The organism is Streptomyces sp. NBC_01429, assembly GCF_036231945.1.
Taxonomy (GTDB): domain Bacteria; phylum Actinomycetota; class Actinomycetes; order Streptomycetales; family Streptomycetaceae; genus Streptomyces.
This window is the reverse complement of sequence record NZ_CP109599.1, coordinates 7,706,536-7,723,318: the sequence shown is the minus strand read 5'-3', so window position 1 is coordinate 7,723,318 and position 16,783 is coordinate 7,706,536. Positions and strand designations below refer to the sequence as shown.

The 16,783-nt window shown below is 74.3% G+C and carries 1 protein-coding gene; it reads right to left on the bottom strand.

What is annotated here, in order from left to right:
* Positions 1–48: 48 nt before the first annotated feature.
* The gene (locus OG627_RS33765) at positions 49–16,659 is read right to left on the bottom strand and encodes a type I polyketide synthase (protein WP_329071719.1); all 16,611 of its coding nucleotides are present in this window, start codon (positions 16,657–16,659) and stop codon (positions 49–51) included.
* Positions 16,660–16,783: the final 124 nt, after the last annotated feature.

The following is a 16,783-nucleotide window of genomic DNA, read 5'->3' as shown; positions in this document are numbered from 1 at the left end:
GGGGATGTTCCTCCCAGTTCGGAAAAGACGTGTGGACCGACTGGGCTGTCAGGCCAGGCCGAGTTCTTTGTTGATCATTTCGAACATTTCGTCGTCGGAGGAGACGGCGGAGAGGTCGGCGGGATCGTCGCCGTCCTCCGTCCGTGCGTCCTCGCCGGCGGCGTCGAGCTTCCACTGCAATGCTTGGAGGCGCTTGACGATCCGGGCGCGAGCGGCCGCGTCCAGTTCGCCTTCCGCCAGGGCGGTTTCGAGGGCGTCGAGCCCGGCGAAGGCCGGCGCGGTCGCCGCGTCCTCGGACTGTTCCTCCCCCTCGGTCAGCAGGGCGCGCAGGTGGCGCACCAGGCCGATCGGGGTGGGGTGGTCGAAGATCGTGGTGGTGGGCAGGCGCAGACCGGTCTCGGTGTTGAGCCGGTTGCGCAGTTCCACGGCGGTGAGTGAGGTCATGCCCAGGTCGAGGAGGCCGCGTTCGGCGTCGACCGCTTCGGCCGAGCCGTGGCCGAGGACCGTGGCGACCTGACCGGCGACCAGGTGGAGCAGGATTGCCTCCTGCCTGGCCGTGCTGAGCCCGGACAGCTGTGCGGCGAGGCCCTCTTCGCGGGGCTCGGGTCCGGCGGCGGCCGGGTCGGACGCGTGGCGCGGAGATGTCCGTACGAGGGCCCGCAGCAGTGGCGGGAAGTCTCCGGACCGGGCGAGGGCGCGCAGGTCGAGACGGACGGGCACCAGGAGCGGGCTGTCGAGGTCCGCCGACGCGTCGAGCAGTCCGAGTCCCTGGTCCGACGCGATCGGCAGCATGCCGGAGCGTGCGAAGCGTTCCAGGTCGGCCTGGCCGAGGGTGCCGGTGAGTTCGCTGGCCTCGGCCCAGAATCCCCAGGCGAGGGAGGTGGCGGCGAGGCCCTGGGCCCGGCGGTGCTGGGCGAGGGCGTCCAGGAAGACGTTGGCGGCGGCGTAGTTGGCCTGCGCCGGGCCGCCGGCGACTCCGGCGAAGGAGGAGAAGAGGACGAAGGCGGACAGCTTCGCGTCGCGGGTCAGCTCGTGGAGGTTCCAGGCGGCGTCGGTCTTCGGCCGCATGACCCGGTCCACCTGTTCGGTGGTGAGTCCTTCGAGCAGGCCGTCCTCCAGGACGCCGGCCGCGTGGACGACCGCGCTGAGCGGACGGTCCAGCGGGATCTTGTCCAGCACGGCGGCGAGTTGATCCCGGTCGGCGGCGTCGCAGGCGACGATCTCGACCTCGGCCCCGGATTCCATCAGTTCGTCGCGCAGCGATTCCGCGCCGGGCGCGGCCGGTCCGCGCCGGCCGGTCAGTACGAGGCGGCGGACGCCGTGCCGGGTGACGAGGTGGCGGGCGACGAGTCCGCCGAGTGTTCCGGTGCCGCCGGTGATGAGCACGGTGCCCGTGCCGGTCGGGTCCCACTGCCGTACGGGGGCGTCGGCGGGCCGGTCGGCGGGGAGTGCGCGACGCAGCCGCGGGACCGTCACCGTACCGGCACGCACAGCGAGTTGTGTTTCGGTGGCGGCGAACGCCGCGGACACCGCGGCCGGGAGGGCCCGCTCGGAGCGTGCGTCGCCGTCGAGGTCGACGAGCAGGAAGCGGTCCGGGTGCTCGGCCTGGGCGGAGCGCGTCAGCCCCCACACGCCGGCGTCGGCGAGCGCCGTCACCGGGTCGTCGTGGGTGGTGCCGACGGCGCCCTCGGTGACGAGGACCAGCCGGGAGAGGGCGAACCGGGGCTCGCGCAGCCAGGCCTGAGTGGTCGTCAGCATGTCGGTCACTGCCGTGTGGGCGGCGGCGGCCGTCATGCGGCCGGCCCGGGGGCCGGTCAGCCGGAGGACGACGGTCCCGGGGACGGGCTCACCGGCCTCCAGGGCCGCTGCCAGGGCCGTGAGGTCGGCGAACACGCGGACGGGCGCGCCGGTCTCCTCGAAGGCGGGGGCGAGTTCCTGGGCGGCGCCGAGCAGGGCGTACGCCTCGTCCGGTGCGGGTGCGGTGCCGGTCGGCGGGGTCCACGGCGTCCAGTCGACCTGGAAGAGCGCGTCGTGGGAGACGGTGCCGAGGCGCGCGGCGGACGCGGGGCGCAGGGTGACGGAGTCGATGGTGGCGACGGGCCGGCCCGCTCCGTCCACGGCAGCGACGGAGAACGTGGAATCGCCGGTCGGTGTGATCCGGGCGCGCAGGGCGGTGGCGCCGGTGGCGTGCACGGTGACCCCGTGCCAGGCGGAGGGCAGCAGCGGTGTCTCCTCGCCGGCCGCGAGGGTCAGTGCCGTCTGGAGCAGCGCGGGAGCGAGCCGGAACCCGGCCGCGGTGGTGCCGGGTGCGGTGGTGCCGGGTGCGGCGTCCGTGAGGGCGCTCTCCACGAAGAGTTCCGCGTGGTCCGCCGGGCGCCGCCGGAGTGTGCGGATCGTGCGGAAGGCTGGTCCGTGCGCGAAGCCGTGGTCGGCGAGGCGCTCGTAGAGCGACTGCGTCTCGACGGCCAGCGCGTCGGCCGGAGGCTCGACGTCGGCCGTCTCTCCGGCCGGGCGGGCCGGGGCCTCGGTGAGCGCGCCGGTGGCGTGCCGGGTCCATGGGGCGTCCGGGTCGGCGGCTTCGGCGCGGGCGTGGACGGTCAGCGGGCGCAGGCCCGCAGCGTCGGCCGCGCCGAGGGCCACCTGTACGGCGACGGCGCCCTCGTCCGGCAGGGTCAGCGGAACGTCCTCGACGAGGTGGTCGACGGCGGCGCAGCCGACCGCTTCTCCGGCGCGGATCGCCCATTCGAGGAGGACGGTGGCCGGGACGACGGTGGTGCCGAGGATCTGGTGGTCGGTGAGCCATGGGTGGGTGTGGCGGCCGACCGTACCGGTCAGCACCGTCCCGCCGTCGTTGGCGAGGGTGACCGCCGCGTCCAGTCCCGCCGGGTCCACGCGGTCGACGGACTCCAGCCAGTAGCGCTCGCGCTGGAAGGCGTACGTGGGCAGATCGACCGGGCGGCCGCCCGCGACGGTGTCGCTCCAGTCGACGGCGACACCGTGCACGTGGGCCTCGGCCAGCGAGGTCAGCAGCCGCTCCCGGCCGCCGTCGTCACGGCGCAGCGAGCCGAGGACCACGGCGTCCGCCTCGGCGTCAGCGACCGTGTCCTCCAGTCCCATGGTCAGCACGGGGTGCGGGCTGACCTCCACGAAGACGTCGTGGCCCTGGTCGAGGAGGGTGCGCAGGGCCTCCTCCAGTCGTACGGTGCGGCGCAGGTTCTCGTACCAGTACTCCGCGTCCAGGAGGTGCGGCGCGGTCCATTCGCAGGTCACGGTGGAGAGGAACGGGATCCCGCCCTCGCCGGGTTCGATCCCGCCGAGTTCCGCCAGGAGTGTGTCGCGGAGCCGCTCGACGTGCGCCGAGTGCGAGGCGTAGTCGACGGGGATCCGCTTGGCCCGGATCCCGTCCCGCACGCAGGTGGCGACGAGGTCGTCCAGGGCCGCGGTGTCGCCGGAGACGACGACGCTGGAGGGGCCGTTGACCGCGGCGACCGACACCAGGTCGGTCCGGTCGCCGATACGGGCGAGGACTTCGTCGCGCGGGGCCGTCACGGAGGCCATGGAGCCGTGTCCGGACAGTTCTCCGCCGATGGCCCTGCTGCGCAGCGCCACGATGCGGGCGGCGTCGTCGAGGGTGAGCGCGCCGGCCACGCAGGCGGCGGCGATCTCGCCCTGGGAGTGTCCCAGTACGGCGGCGGGCCGCACGCCGTGCGACTGCCAGACCTCGGCGAGCGAGACCATCATCGCCCACAGGGCGGGCTGGGCCACGTCGACCCGGTCGAGTCCCGGCGCTCCTTCGGCGCCTCGCAGTACCTCGCGCAGCGACCAGTCGACGTACGGGGAGAGCGCCGCCTCGCAGGCGGCGATGCGGTCGGCGAACACCGGTGACGTGTCGAGGAGTTCGGTGCCCATGCCGGCCCACTGGGAGCCCTGGCCGGGGAAGACCAGGACGACCTTGCGTTCCCTGCCGCTGGTGAAGCCGCCGACCACCGCGCCCGCGGTGGGCCGGTTCTCCGCCAGCGCCCGGAGCCGCTCGGCGATCTCTTCACGGTCCGCGCCGATCACGACCGCGCGCCGTTCCAGCGTGGCGCGTTGTCCGGCCAGCGCGTGGGCGGTGTCGAGGAGAGTGGCGGAGGGCTGGTCCGTCAGGTGGCCGAGCAGCGCCCGTGCCTGGCCGCGCAGGGCGTTACCGGTGCGGGCCGAAACGAGCCAGGGTACGGCCGTCCCTGGGGCGGCGGGCTCGGTGGCGGGCTCGGTGATGGGCTCCGGAGCGGCGGGACCGGTGTGGTCCGACGGGGCGGTGTCCTGTTCGAGGATGAGGTGGGCGTTGGTGCCGCTGATGCCGAAGGAGGAGACACCGGCCCGACGCGGACGCCCGGTCTCCGGCCACGCCACCGAATCCTCCAGCAGCCGCACCGCACCCGAATCCCACTCCACATGCGGACTCGGCTCACCGATGTGCAGACTCTTCGGCAACACACCGTGGCTCATCGCCAACACCATCTTCATCACACCCGCCACACCCGCGGCAGCCTGCGTATGACCGATGTTCGACTTCACCGAACCCAACAGCAACGGCATATCGGCAGAACGAGCCTGACCGTACGTCGCCAGCAGCGCCTGCGCCTCGATCGGATCACCCAACCGCGTCCCCGTACCATGCGCCTCCACCACATCCACCTCGGCGGCAGACACACCCGCACTCGCCAACGCCTGACGAATCACCCGCTGCTGCGCCGGACCGTTCGGCGCACTCAACCCATTCGACGCACCATCCTGATTCACCGCCGAACCCCGCACCACCGCCAACACCCGATGACCACGACGCCGCGCATCCGACAACCGCTCCACCAACAGCAGCCCCACACCCTCGGAGAATCCGGTGCCGTCGGCCGTGGCGGCGAAGGGCTTGCAGCGGCCGTCGCCGGCGAGTCCGCGCTGCCGGGAGAAGTCGGTGAAGAGCCGGGGGGACGACATGACGGTGACCCCGCCGGCCAGCGCGAGCGAGCACTCGCCCGAACGCAGCGACTGCGCCGCGAGATGCAACGCCACCAGCGACGAGGAACACGCCGTGTCCACCGTCACCGCCGGACCCTCCAGGCCGAGGGCGTAGGCGACGCGACCGGAGACCACACTCATCGCGTTGCCGTTGTTCACGTAGCCGGCGAGTTCCTCCGGCACCTCGGAGACGCGGGACAGATAGTCGCTCGACGCCAGTCCGGCGAAGACTCCGGTCCTGCTGCCGCGGGCCGACCGGGGGTCGATGCCCGCCCGCTCGAACGCCTCCCACGCGGTCTCCAGCAGCAGCCGCTGCTGCGGGTCCATCGCCAGCGCCTCGCGCGGGCTGACCCCGAAGAAGTCGGCGTCGAACTCGGGGGCCTCGTAGAGGAAGCCGCCCTCGCGGGCGTGGGACGCGGTGGGGTCGTCCGCCGTCGGTCCGTACACCGCGTCGAGGTCCCAGCCCCGGTCGGTGGGGAAGGGGCCGATGGCGTCGGTGCCCGCGGCGAGCATCTCCCACAGGTCGTTCGGGGAGCGGACACCGCCGGGCAGCCGGCAGGCCATGCCGACGATCGCGATGGGCTCGTCGGACCCGGCCGTGATGGTGACGGTCGGGGGCGTGTCGTCGTCCGTGCCGGTGCCGTCCTCGACGGTGTCGTCGGTGACGAGTTCGGCGGAGAGGAACTCGACCAGCTCGGCCGAGGTCGGGTGGTCGAAGGCCAGAGTGGCGGGCAGCCGCAGCCCGGTGGCGGTGTTGAGCCGGTTGCGGAGTTCGACCGAGGTGAGGGAGTTGAAGCCGAGGTCGCGGAACGCCTTCTCGGCGTTCACGAGTTCGGGGTCGGTGTGTCCGAGTACGGCGGCCACGCAGCCCGCTACCAGGTCGTGCAGCGCGGACCTGCGGTCGGCGGGTGTGAGGGTGGCCAGCCGTCCGCGCAGGTCGTCGCCGCCGGAGGGCCGGCGGGCGGCGTCCGCGGAACGCCGGGCCGCGGTGGGCCGGAAGAGCCCGCGCAGCAGGACCGGGAGTTCGGCGGCCGGGCGGGCCCGCAGGACGCCGCCGTCCAGCCGGACGGGCACGAGCAGGGCGCGGCGCGCCGCGAGGGCCGCGTCGAAGAGGACCAGCCCGTCGGCCGTGGCCAGGGTCAGCGCCCCGGACTGCGCCGAGCGCGCGCGGTCGGCCTCGTCGAGGTGGCGGGTCATCCCGCTGGCCTGCTCCCACAGTCCCCACGCGAGGGAGGTGGTGGGCATGCCCCGCACACGGCGGTGCTGGGCGAGCGCGTCGAGGTAGGCGTTGGCCGCGGCGTAGTTCCCCTGGCCCGGCGACCCGAACACACCGGCGGCCGAGGAGAAGAGGACGAATCCGGCGAGGTCGAGGGGGGCGGTCAGCTCGTGCAGGTGGCGGGCCCCGTCGGCCTTCGGGCGCAGGACGGTGCGCAGCCGCTCGGGGGTGAGGGAGGCGATGACCCCGTCGTCGAGCACCCCGGCGGCGTGCACCACCGCTGTCAGCGGATGTTCCCCGGGTACGGCGGCGAGCAGGGCGGCGACCGCATCGCGGTCGGTGATGTCGCAGGCGGCGACGGTGACCCGGGCGCCCAGGGCCGTCAGTTCGTCCTGGAGGTCCCGCGCGCCGGGGGCGTCGAGGCCGCGGCGCGCGGTCAGCAGCAGATGACGCGTTCCGTGCGTGGTGACGAGGTGGCGGGCCAGCAGGCCGCCCAGCTCGCCGGTGCCGCCGGTGATGAGTACGGTGCCCCGCGGGTCCCAGGCGCGCGGGACGGTGAGGACGACCTTGCCCACGTGGCGGGCCTCGGAGACGAAGCGGAACGCCTCGCGGGCGTGCTGGACGTCCCAGGAGGTGACCGGGAGCGGGCGCAGGGCGCCCGATTCGAAGAGCGCGACGAGTTCGGTGAGCATCGCGTGGATGCGCTCGGGTCCGGCCTCGACCAGATCGAAGGCCCGGTAGCGGGCTCCGTCGTGGTCCCTGGCGACCTCGTCCGCGTCGCGGATGTCGGTCTTGCCCATCTCGATCAGCCGCCCGCCGGGGGCGAGCAGCCGCAGGGAGGCGTCCACGAACTCACCGGCGAGGGAGTTGAGGACCACGTCGACGCCCCGGCCGCCGTCACCGGCGCCGTGGAAACGCTCCTCGAAGCCGAGGTCGCGGGAGGAGGCGAGCCGGTCGTCGGACCAGCCGTCGCGGCGCAGCAGCTCTCGCTTGTACGTGCTGGCGGTGCCGAGGACCTCGGCGCCCCAGTGGCGGGCGAGCTGGGTGGCTGCCATGCCGACGCCGCCGGCCGCCGCGTGGACGAGGACGGTCTCCCCCGCCCGGAGCCCGGCGAGGTCGCGCAGCGCGTAGTAGGCGGTCAGGAACACGACGGGGATGGAGGCGGCCTGCTCGAACGAGAAGCCCTTAGGAACGGGCGCCAGAACCCGGTGGTCGACCACGGCGAGGGGGCCGAAGCCGCCCGGCACCATGCCCATCACCCGGTCGCCGACGGCCGGGGAGGTCACGCCGGGGCCGGTCTCGACGACGACTCCGGCCGCCTCGGAACCGAGGTGCCGTGCCCCGCCGGGGTACATGCCGAGCGCGTTGAGGACGTCGCGGAAGTTCAGCCCGGCGGCGCGGACGGCGATCCGTACCTGTCCCGGTTCCAGGGGCTGTGCGGCCTCGGGGCAGGGGACGAGGGCCAGGTGGTCGACCGTGCCCTTCTCGGGGATGTCCAGCCGCCACGGCTCCGCCCCGCCGGGGACGGCGAGCGGCTCGTGGCTGTGGGCGCGGGTCAGCCGTGGCACGTACACGGCGCCCTGGCGGAGGGCGAGTTGCGGCTCGTCCGCTTCGGTCAGGCCGGGCAGGAGCCGCCAGGAGTCGGCGTGGGCGTCGATGTCGGCCATCACGATGCGGCCGGGGTTCTCGGACTGCGCGGAGCGGAACAGTCCCCATGCGGAGGCGGCCGCGAGGTCGCGGATGTCCTCTCCGGGGTGGGTGGCGACGGCCCCGCTCGTCACCACGACGAGCCGGCTGTCGGCGAGGCGGTCCTCGGCGAGCCAGGTCCGCACCAGTTCCAGGGCGCTGTCCAGCGTGTCCGCCACGTCCGGCCCGCCTGACAGGAGGGCCAGGACCACGTCGGGCACGGGCCCGTCGGCGGCCTCCGCGACCACGGCGGCCAGGTCGGCGCGCTCCTGGACGGTCGCGCCGCCCTCGGCGAGCGCGCCGGTGACCGTCGTCCCGGCGCCCTCGCCGAGGAGGGTCCACGCGGAGCCCGCCGTTCCGGGCGCGGTGCCGGGCCGTTCGGTCCAGTCGAGGTGGAAGAGCGCGTCGCGGGCGACGGGCGAGGCGCCGTCGAGGAGGGAGTCGGCGACGGGGCGCACGGTCAGCCGGTCGACGGTGGCGACCGGCCGGCCGGTGCCGTCGGCCATGGTCACGGTGACGGCGTCCTGACCGGCGGGGGCGAGCCGTACGCGCAGGGAGGTGGCGCCGGTCGCGTGCAGGGAGACGCCTGCCCAGGAGAACGGCATGCCGGGCCGGCCGCCGTCGTGGCTGAGGGGGCCGAGTCCGGCGCCGTGCAGGGCTGCGTCCAGCAGGGCCGGGTGCAGGCCGAAGCGGGCGGCGTCCGCGCGGGCCCCTTCGGGGAGTTCGACCTCGGCGAACACCTCGTCGCCGCGCCGCCAGGCGGCGGTGACGCCCTGGAAGGCGGGCCCGTAGCCGTAGCCCCGCTCGGTCAGTTCGGAGTAGAAGCCGTCGACGGCGACGGGCTCCGCTCCGCGCGGCGGCCAGTCGCTCAGCTCCTCGCGCGCGGTGTCGGGGCTGTCGGCGGTGGGGGTGAGGGAGCCGGTGGCCCGCTCGGTCCAGCTGTCCTCGGCGGTGCCGGTGGCGGGTTCCAGGAGGCGGGTGTGGACGGAGACCGGCCGGTGCCCCGATTCCTCGGTGTCGCCGACGACGATCTGCACCTGGACCTCGCCGCGCTCGGTGAGAACGACGGGGGCGTGCAGGGTCAGTTCGTCGAGGCGTCCGCAGCCGAGTTCGTCGCCCGCCCTGATGACGGCTTCGACGAGGGCCGCGCCGGGCACCACGACGGTGTGGGAGACCCGGTGGTCGGCGAGCCACGGATGGCTGCGGAGGGACCAGCGGGCGGTCACCACCAGCCCACCGCCGCGCGCGAGTTCCAGGGAGGCGCCCAGCAGCGGGTGGTCGAGCGGGGCGAGTCCGGCGGCGGCCATGTCGCCGGGCGTCGCGACGACCCGGGGCCAGTACCGCTCGTGCTGGAAGGCGTAGGTGGGCAGTTGGACGGTACGCGCGCCGGCGCCGTCGAAGAAGGTGTCCCAGTCGACGGGCGCTCCCTGGGCCCATGCCTCGGCGAGCGCGGCGTGGAAGCGCTCGGGGCCGCCGTGGTCGCGGCGCAGTGTTCCGGAGGCGGCGGCGGTGACACCGTTCTCCTGCGCGGTCTCCTGGATGCCCGCGGTGACCACGGGGTGCGCGCTGATCTCCAGGAACACCCGGTATCCGGCGTCCAGCAGGTCCCGGGTGGTGTCCTCGAACGCGACGGTGCCGCGCAGGTTCCGGTACCAGTAGGCGGCGTCGAGTACGGGGGCGCCGGCCGGTTCGCCCGCCACGGTGGAGTGGAAGGGGATGGCCGCCGGGCGGGGCCGCACGTCGGCGAGCACGGTGAGGAGTTCCTCGTGGATGGCCTCGACGTGCGCGGAGTGCGACGCGTAGTCGACGGGGATGCGCCGGGCCCTGACGCCGTCCCGCTCGCAGTCGGCGAGGAACGCGTCGAGTGCGGACGGGTCCCCCGAGAGCACCACGGAATGGGGACCGTTGACTGCGGCGACCGAGATCTGGTCCTCCCAGGCCCGGACGCGTTCGCGTACGAGTGTGGCGGGCGCGGCGACGGAGACCATGCCGCCGTGGCCGGACAGGGTCCGGGCGATGGCCTGGCTGCGCAGGGCGACGACACGGGCGGCGTCGTCGAGGGAGAGCGCGCCGGCCACGCAGGCGGCGGCGATCTCGCCCTGGGAGTGTCCCAGTACGGCGGCGGGTTCGACACCGCTGTCACGCCACAGCGCGGCCAGCGACACCATCACGGCGAAGAGCGCGGGCTGTACGACGTCCACACGGTCGAGCGACGGCGCGTCGGGCGCACCGCGCAGGACGTCGGTGAGCGACCAGTCGACGTACGGGGAGAGCGCGGCGGCGCACTCGCCGAGGCGTCCGGCGAAGGCCGGTGAGGTCTCCAGGAGTTCCCGGGCCATGCCGGCCCACTGGGAGCCCTGGCCGGGGAAGACGAAGACGACGCCGCGGTCGCCGTCGCGGACGCCCCCGTGGGCGTACGGGGAGGGCTGGCCCTCGGCGAGCGCGTCGAGTCCGGCGAGCAGGGAGTCGCGGTCGGGTGCGGCCACGGCGGCACGGTGGTGCAGGGTGGCGCGGCCGGTCGCGAGGGAGTACGCGATGTCGAGGTCAGAGGGGGCGGAGTGCGGATCGGCGGCGCGGACGGCCGCCGCCAGCCGGCGGGCCTGGTCCCGTACTCCGCTCCGCGTCCCGGCGGAGAGCAGCCAGGGGGCGGGGGCCGAGGGGCGGGCCGACTGCGGCGCCGGGGGCGCCGGTACCGGGTCGGGTACCGCTTCGAGGATGAGGTGGGCGTTGGTGCCGCTGATGCCGAAGGAGGAGACACCGGCCCGACGCGGACGCCCGGTCTCCGGCCACGCCACCGAATCCTCCAGCAGCCGCACCGCACCCGAATCCCACTCCACATGCGGACTCGGCTCACCGATGTGCAGACTCTTCGGCAACACACCACGGCCCATCGCCAACACCATCTTCATCACACCCGCCACACCCGCGGCAGCCTGCGTATGACCGATGTTCGACTTCACCGAACCCAACAGCAACGGCATATCGGCAGAACGAGCCTGACCGTACGTCGCCAGCAGCGCCTGCGCCTCGATCGGATCACCCAACCGCGTCCCCGTACCATGCGCCTCCACCACATCCACCTCGGCGGCAGACACACCCGCACTCGCCAACGCCTGACGAATCACCCGCTGCTGCGCCGGACCGTTCGGCGCACTCAACCCATTCGACGCACCATCCTGATTCACCGCCGAACCCCGCACCACCGCCAACACCCGATGACCACGACGCCGCGCATCCGACAACCGCTCCACCAGCAACAGACCGGCGCCTTCGCTCCAGCCGGTGCCGTCGGCCGCTTCGGCGAAGGGCTTGCAGCGGCCGTCGGCCGCCAGCCCGCGCTGGCGGGAGAACTCGACGAACGAGTAGGGGGTGGACATGACGGTGACACCGCCGGCCAGGGCGAGCGAGCACTCGCCCGAACGCAGCGACTGCGCCGCGAGATGCAACGCCACCAGCGACGAGGAACACGCCGTGTCCACCGTCACCGCCGGACCCTCGAAGCCGTAGGTGTAGGCGACGCGACCGGAGACCACACTCATCGCGTTGCCGGTGAGCAGGTGCCCCGCGGCCTCCTCGCGGGAGCCGTCCAGTGTGCTCTGGTAGTCCTGCGAGTTGGTCCCGGCGAAGACGCCGGTACTGCTGCCGCGCAGGGTTTCGGGGTCGATCCCGGCGTGCTCCAGCGTCTCCCAGGCCGTCTCCAGCAGCAGTCGCTGCTGGGGGTCCATCGCGAGCGCCTCGCGCGGGGAGATCCCGAAGAACGCGGCGTCGAAACCGGACACGTCGGAGAGGAAGCCGCCCTCACGGGCGTAGCTGGTGCCCTGGTGGTCGGGGTCGGGGTGGTAGAGCCGGTCGAGGTCCCAGCCGCGGTCGGCGGGGAACGGTGTGATGCCGTCCGCCCCGTCGGCCAGCAGGCGCCAGAACTCCTCGGGGGTGTTCACGCCGCCGGGGAAGCGGCACGCCATGCCGATGATGGCGATGGGTTCGTCGGCGGCGGCCGGGCCGCTCGCCACGTCGGCGGTGTCGAGCGGGCCGAGCACCTCGGTGCGCAGCTGCTCGGCGACCGCGGCGGCCGTCGGGTGGTCGAAGAGCAGGGTGGCGGGCAGCCGGACCCCGGTGACGGCGGTGAGGCGGTTGCGCAGTTCGACGGCGGTCAGCGAGTCGAAGCCGAGGTCGCGGAAGGCACGGTGCGCGTCGATCCCGGCCGGGGAGGCGTGGCCGAGGACCTTGGCCACCTCTTCGCGGACGAGCTGGACGAGGACGTGGTCGCGTTCGGCGGCCGGCAGTCCGGCGATCCGTGCGCGCAGCCCGGAGTCCCCCGGTCCGCCCGTGACGGCGGACGCGGTGTCACGGACGCGGCGTACTTCGGGGAGGTCGGCGATCAGCGGGCTGGGGCGGACGGCGGCGAGGGCCGCGGCGTACGCCTCCCAGGAGATGTCGGCGACGGTCGTGTGCGGGCGGCCCCGGCCGACGGCGGCGCGCAGCGCGGTGATCGCGGCGGGCGGGTCCATGGGGGTGAGGCCGTCCCGGCTCATCCGGCCGGCGAGTGTGCCGCCGCCGGTGGCCATGCCGCTGTCGGCCCAGGGGCCCCAGGCGACGGCGGTGGCGGGCAGGCCCTGCTGGGCGCGGTGCTCGGCGAGGGCGTCCAGGTAGGCGTTGGCCGCGGCGTAGTTGGCCTGGCCCGCGTTGCCGAGCACGCCGACGACGGAGGAGAACAGGACGAACATCGCCAGGTCGAGGTCGCGGGTCAGCTCGTGGAGGTGGAGCGCTGCGGTGGCCTTGGGCAGGAGTACGGAGGCGAAGCGCTCGGGGGTGAGGGCGTCGAGCACTCCGTCGTCGAGTATCCCCGCGGCGTGCACGACCCCGGTCAGGGGGGCGTCGGCGGGAACGGCTGCGAGGAGGTCCGCGAGGGCCTGCCGGTCGGCGACGTCGCAGGCGGCGATGGTGACCCGGGTGCCCAGGGCCGTCAGTTCGGCCGCCAGCTCGCGCGCCCCTGGGGCGTGTTCGCCGCGTCGGCCGGTCAGCAGGAGGTGTGTGGCGCCGGCCTCTGCCAGCCAGCGCGCGACATGGGCGCCGAGGGCGCCCGTACCGCCGGTGACGAGGACCGTGCCGTGGACGGGTGCGGGGTCCGACGGGCCGCTGTCGGGCGCGACGCGGCCGAGCCGGTGGGCGTGGGTGCCCGTCGGGCGGATCGCGGTCTGGTCCTCGGTGGCGTCGCCGAGGACGCCGAGGAGCGCGGTGGCGGTGCGTGCGTCGGCGGTCGGCGGGAGATCGACCAGGCCGCCCCAGGTGTCCGGGTACTCCAGCGCGGCGGTCCGGCCCAGGCCCCAGATCTGGGCCTGTACGGGGCTGGTGAGCGGGTCGCGCGGGTCGACGGATACGGCGCCGCCGGTGGCGTTCCACAGACGGGCCCGGGTGCCGGAAGCGGCCAGGGCGCGCAGCAGCGCCGTGGTGGCGGTGAGCGCGCGCGGGACGGCGGGGGCGTCCGGGTGGGGGCGCTCGTCGAGGGCGAGGAGGGAGAGCACTCCGGCGAGCGGCTCGCCGGCGGCCGCGCCGGCGAGGGCGGCGGCCAGCGCGGCCGGGCCGGCCGTGTCGTCGGTCCAGATCAACGGCTCGGCGCGCAGGCCGTGTTGGACCAGGGTCTCGACGAGTGCGCCGGTCCTCCTCGACGTCTCGGGGGCGGCGTCGTCCGGGAGGACGACGAGCCAGCGTCCGGCGGCGGCCCGGCCCCCGGAACCGGTCAGCGGCGTCCAGTGGGAGCGGTAGCTCCAGCCGTCGGCGGCGGCGCGGGTCCTGCGCTGCCTGCGCCAGGACGAGAGGGTGGGCAGCAGGCCGCTGAGGAGCGCCTCGGCCTCGTCACCGTCGATGCACAGGACGGTGGACAGCTCCTGGAGGTCCTCCCGTTCGACGGCCTCCCAGAACCCCGCCTCGGAGGGGTCGGTGACGGCCGGGTCCGCCTCGGCGTCCGCGCCCGCGCCGAGCCAGTACCACGCCCGCTGGAAGGCGTAGGTGGGCAGCTCGACGCGGTGTGCGCCGAGGCCCGCGAAGTAGGCGGTCCAGTCCACCGGGGCGCCGTGCGCGAACGCGGCGCCGACGCCTTCGGCGAGCGCCCGCTCCTCGGGCCGGTCCGCGCGCAGCAGCGCGACGGCGGCGGCGCGTTCGGCGGTGACGAGGGAGTCCCGCACCATCGGGGTGAGGACACCGGCGGGGCCGATCTCCACGAAGGTCCCGGCGCCGGCGGCTTCGAGCGCGCGCACGGCGTCGTGGAAGCGGACGGTGCCGCGGACCTGGCGTACCCAGTAGGCGGGCGAGCACAGCTCGTCCGCGTCGGCGAGCGCGCCGGTCAGGGTGGAGACCAGCGGGATGCGCGGCGCGTGGAACCGGACGCTCTCGGCCACGGTCCCGAACGCGTCGAGCATGGCGTCCATCCGGGGCGAATGGAAGGCGTGGCTCACCCGCAACCGCTTGACGCGGCGTCCCCGGCCCTCCCACTCGGCGGCGACGGCGGCGACGGCTTCCTCGTCACCGGAGACGACGACGGAGTCGGGTCCGTTGACGGCCGCGAGGGCGGCCCGGTCCTGGACGGCGGCGAGGGAGCCGAGGACCTCCTCCTCGGTGGCCTCGACGGCCACCATCGCGCCGCCCTCGGGCAGCGCCTGCATCAACTCGCCGCGCGCGGCGACCAGCCGGGCGGCGTCCTCCAGCGAGAACACACCGGCCACATGGGCGGCCGACAGTTCACCGATGGAGTGACCGGCGACGAACTGAGGGATGACGCCCCAGGATTCGACCAGCCGGAACAGGGCGACCTCGACGGCGAAGAGCGCCGCCTGCGTGTAGACCGTACGGTCCAGGAGCGCCGCGTCGGCCGAGCCCGGCTCGGCGAAGACGATGTCCCGTACGGACCGGTCGAGACGGGTGTCCAGCTGTGCGCACACCGCGTCGAACGCGGCGGCGAAGACGGGGTGCGCGCGGTGCAGTTCGCGGCCCATGCCGACGCGCTGGGAGCCCTGGCCGGTGAAGAGGAAGGCGGTGGACGAGGTGGTGGCCTCGGCGTACGGACCGTCGGCCGCGCGGCCCTCGGCCACCGCGTCGAGGGCGTCGATGAGCCCGTCGCGGTCCCCCGCGCCGGCGACGACGACGGTGCGGTGTTCCAGGGCGGTCCTGGTCACGGCGAGGGAGAGGGCGACGTCCCGGGGCGTGAGGTCGGGCCGGGTGCGCAGGCGCCGCGCGAGCCGGGCCGCCTGGGCGGTGAGCGCCTCGCGGGTCCGTGCCGAGAGCAGCAGGGGCAGTACGGTCCGCTCCGGTACGGACACGGCCGGAGCGTTCTCCGGGGCGGGTTCGTCGGCGCCTTCGGAGCCGGCGTCCTCCGTCGGGGCCTGCTCCAGGATCACGTGCGCGTTGGTGCCGCTGACACCGAACGAGGAGACGGCGGCCCGGCGCGGGTGGTCACCGTCGGGCCAGGGCTCCGCCTCGGTCAGCAGCTTGGCGTGACCGGCGGTCCAGTCGACGTGCGCGGTGGGCTCGTCGAGGTGCAGCGTTCCGGGCAGGGTCCCGTGCCGCATCGCGAGGACCATGTTCATCACACCGGCGACACCGGCGGCGGCCTGGGTGTGTCCGATGTTCGACTTGATGGAGCCGAGGCGTACGGGGCGGTCCGCCGGGCGGTCCTGTCCGTAGGTGGCGAGCAGGGCGGCGGCCTCGATCGGGTCACCGAGCGTGGTGCCCGTGCCGTGGGCCTCCACCACGTCGACCTCGGCGGCGGAGATCCCGGCGGAGGCGAGGGCCTGGCGGATCACCCGCTGCTGGGAGGGGCCGTTCGGGGCCGTGAGGCCGTTCGACGCGCCGTCCTGGTTGACGGCGGAGCCGCGCACCACGGCCAGGACGGGGTGGCCGTTGCGGCGCGCGTCCGAGAGGCGTTCGACGAGCAGCAGGCCGACGCCCTCGCTCCAGCCGGTGCCGTCGGCCGCGGCCGCGAAGGGCTTGCAGCGGCCGTCGGCCGCCAGCCCGCGCTGCCGGGAGAACTCGACGAACATCTGCGGGGTGGACATGACGGTCGCGCCGCCGACCAGGGCGAGCGAGCACTCGCCGCGCCGCAGCGAATGGGCCGCCATGTGGAGGGCGACCAGCGACGACGAGCAGGCCGTGTCGACGGTCACGGCGGGGCCTTCGAGACCGAGGGTGTAGGAGATACGGCCGGAGGCGACGCTGATGGCGTTACCGGTGAGGAGATGCCCGGCGACCTCTCCGTCCGGTCCGCCGGAGCCGTGGGCTCCCGTGTCGTACCCGCCGTGGCCGGTGCCGACGAACACACCGGTGCGGCTCCCCGCCAGTGAGCGGGGATCGATACCGCCCCGCTCGACGGCCTCCCACGCGGTCTCCAGCAGCAGCCGCTGCTGGGGGTCCATCGCCAGCGCCTCGCGCGGCGAGATCCGGAAGAAGCCCGCGTCGAACTCGCCCGCGTCGTGGAGGAAGCCGCCCTCACGGGAGTACGACGTCCCCTGGTGGGCCGGGTCGGGGTCGTAGAGACCGTCCAGGTCCCAGCCGCGGTTCGTGGGGAAGCCCGAGATCGCGTCGACGCCGTCGCTGACCAGCTCCCACAGCGCCTCCGGGGACCGGACACCACCGGGATAGCGGCACGCCATGGCCACGATCGCGACGGGCTCGTGTTCCCGCCGCTCCGCCTCCCCCAACTGCTGACGGGTGTCGTGGAGGTCGGTGATCGCGCGCTTCAGGTACTCGCGGAGCTTCTCCTCGTTCGACATCGGAATGTCAACCCCTCGGTGCTAGGCCGGACATGGGGAGCAGACTGCCGACACTCACGTCTGACCCATTCTCAGAGCCCATCCTGCTTCAGCTGGACTGCGGGTTTCCCTAGATGAATGAGGC

Bases quoted from the DNA above. Each gene is read 5' to 3' on its own strand.
- OG627_RS33765 (WP_329071719.1), bottom strand. From the start codon at position 16,659: ATGTCGAACGAGGAGAAGCTCCGCGAGTACCTGAAGCGCGCGATCACC.